At 72.8% G+C, this 2,890-nt stretch carries 1 protein-coding gene; it reads right to left on the bottom strand.

Annotated elements, in window-relative coordinates; translation table 11 throughout:
• Window positions 1-2,890, bottom strand: a 2,890-nt coding sequence (locus tag IEY61_RS30750) for an acyltransferase domain-containing protein (RefSeq protein WP_189050832.1), incomplete at both ends; no start/stop codon positions are given.

Raw genomic sequence — 2,890 nt, 5'->3', positions numbered from 1 at the left:
CTTGGGTCAGTCCCGCGCCGATGAGTCCGGCTACCGACGTGAGCCATCCGTCGGGGGTGTCGACGTCTACCAACACGACCCTGCCGGGGAACTCCGCCTGAGCCACCCGCACCAAACCCCACACCGCACCGACACCGGCTGTGGCCGGCGCATCGCCGGGGGCGGCGACCACAGCGCGTTCGGTCACCACGACCAGCCGGGACTCGGCCAGTCGCTCGTCGGCGTGCCACCGCTGGATCGCCGCCAGGACCTCGGCGGTGGCGGTCTCCGGGTCCGCGTCCGCGGCCACCGCGACAACGATCGCGTCGGGCCGTCCGGTGATGTCGTCGAAGGATCCGTCAGTCACGCACACCGACGGCAGCGCGCCCTCGGACGGGACCGGGACATCCTTCCAGTCGATGCTGTACAGCCCGTCGGTACCGCCGGTGCCGGCGCTCGGGCGGAAGCCGGACGGCACCGCCCGCACCTGTAGTGCCTCCACCTCCAGCACCGGGGCACCGGTGCTGTCGGCCGCATGCAACGTCAGCGTGTCGGGTGCGGTGGCGGCGAGCCGTACCCGCAGTGTGGTGGCGCCGGTGGCGTACAGTCGTACGTTGCGGAACTGGAACGGCAGGCGCAGCGCCTCGGAGTCGCCGGACAGCACGAACGGGTGCAGCGCCGCGTCGAGGAGTGCCGGATGCAGGCCGTACCCCGTGACGTCGAGGCCGCTCACGCCGGTGATCTCGGCGAAGGTCTCGTCCCCGCGTCGCCACACGCCGCGGACGGCGCGGAACGATTCGCCGTACTCGTAGCCCCGGTCGGCGAGCTGCTCGTACGCGTCGTCGTCGAACGGCTCGGCGGTCGCGTCCGCCGGCGGCCAGACAGCAGCCCAGCCCGGTTCGGCGGCCGGCTGGACGACCGGGGTCACCGAGCCGGAGGCGTGCCGGGTCCACTCCGCCATGTCATCGGTACGCGAGTAGACCCGGACGGTACGCGACTCGTCGCCGCCACCGAGGACGAGCTGGACCAGCAGGTCGCCCTCGACGGGCAGCACCATCCCGGTCTCGAACGTCAGTTCCTCGACCAGCTCGCAGTTGGCCTGGGCGGCCACCTCGAGAACCAGGTCGAGGATGGCCGTGCCCGGCACGATCAGCGCGCCGCCCATGCGGTGCTCGCCCAGCCAGGGCAGGTTGCCGACCGAGAGCCGGCCGGTGGCCACCACACCGTCACCGCCGACGTCCACCGTCATCCGCAGCATCGGGTGGCTGGCATTGCGCAGGCCGGCCGAGGTGAGGTCGGTCGAGGCGTCCATGTTCAGCCAGCTGCGGTGCCGGTCGAAGGCGTACGTGGGCAGGTCGGCGGTGCGGCCGCCAGCGGTCAGCGGGGCCCAGTCGACGGCGGTGCCGGCGGTGAACAGTTCCGCGAGGCAGCCGGTCACGGCGACCGGCTCCGGGCGACCCTTGCGGTGCAGCGCGGTCACCAGCACGTCGGGTCCCTCGTCCGGCAGGCTGTCCCGCACCATGGCAGACAACACCGGCTGCGGTCCGACCTCGACGAATGCTCCCGTGCCGCGCCGGTGCAGCTCGGCCACAACCGTCTGGAACATCACCGGCTGCCGGATCTGCTCGACCCAGTACGCAGGCTCGGACCAGCCGGTCCGCACACCGAGACCGGCCAGGTCGGTGACGTGGTCGAGGCCCGGCTCGGCGAAGGCCACCTCGGCGAGTTCGGCCGCGAATGCGGCTTGCATCGGCTCCATCAGCGGTGAGTGGAAGGCGTGGCTGACGGTGAGCTTGCGCACCCGCCGGCCCGCGGCCTGCCAGTGCTCGGCGATCCGCTGGCAGGCCTCCTCGTCACCGGAGACGACCACGCTGTTGGGCCCGTTCACCGCCGCCAGGCCGACGTCGGTCCGACCGGACAGGGCGGACCGCACTTCGTCGGCGGAGGCGGCGATCGCCACCATGGCGCCACGGACCGGCAGCTGCTGCATGAGGCTGCCCCGGACGACCACCAGCCGGGCCGCGTCCGCGAGGCTCCACACACCGGCGACGTACGCGGCGGCGATCTCGCCGACCGAGTGCCCGGCGACCCGGTCCGGCCGTACGCCGAACGACTCCAGCAGCCGGTACGCGGCCACCTGGTAGGCGAAGAGAGCGGGCTGGGTGTAACGCGTCTCGTTCAGTACGCCGTCCGGGTCGTCGAACATGACCTCCCGAAGCGGGCGGTCCAGGTGCTGGTCGACAGCCGCGCAGACCTCGTCCAGCGCGCGGGCGAAGACGTCGAAGACGTGGTAGAGCTCCCGACCCATGCCGGGCCGCTGGCCACCCTGTCCGGTGAAGACGAACGCCGTGCCGGTGCCGCCGTCGGACTGGCCCGTGAACACGGGCGGCGACGGGTCGCCGTCGCGCAGGGCGGCGAGCCCGGCGAGCAGTTCCGCACGGTCCTGGCCGAGCACCACGGCGCGGCGGTCGAACCGGCTCCGTGCGGCGACGAGGGTGTGTGCCACGTCGGCGGCCGAAAGGTCCTCGCTGGCCGCGACCCGGTCGTGCAGCCGGCCGGCCTGGCCGCGCAGGGCCGCGTCACTTCGCGCACTGAGCACCCACGCCGTGGGGCGGGCGGCGGGGTCGGGCTCGCCTGCCGACGGCACGGTCTGGACCGGTGCCGCCTCGACGATGACGTGGGCGTTGGTGCCGCTGATACCGAACGAGGAGATGCCGGCCCGCCGGGGGCGGTCGACCTCCGGCCAGTCGCGCGCGGTGGAGAGCACCTGCACGCCACCACCGACCCAGTCCACATGCGGCGAGGGCTCGGCTGCGTGCAGTGTGGCGGGTAGTTGGCCGTGGCGGATGGCCATGATCATTTTGATGACGCCGGCTACTCCGGCGGCGGCTTGGGTGTGGCCGATGTTCGA

This window comes from Micromonospora sonchi (assembly GCF_014646235.1).
Lineage (GTDB): Bacteria > Actinomycetota > Actinomycetes > Mycobacteriales > Micromonosporaceae > Micromonospora > Micromonospora sonchi.
Note: the sequence above shows the minus strand (reverse complement) of the source record. Positions and strands in the feature narration are given on the sequence as shown.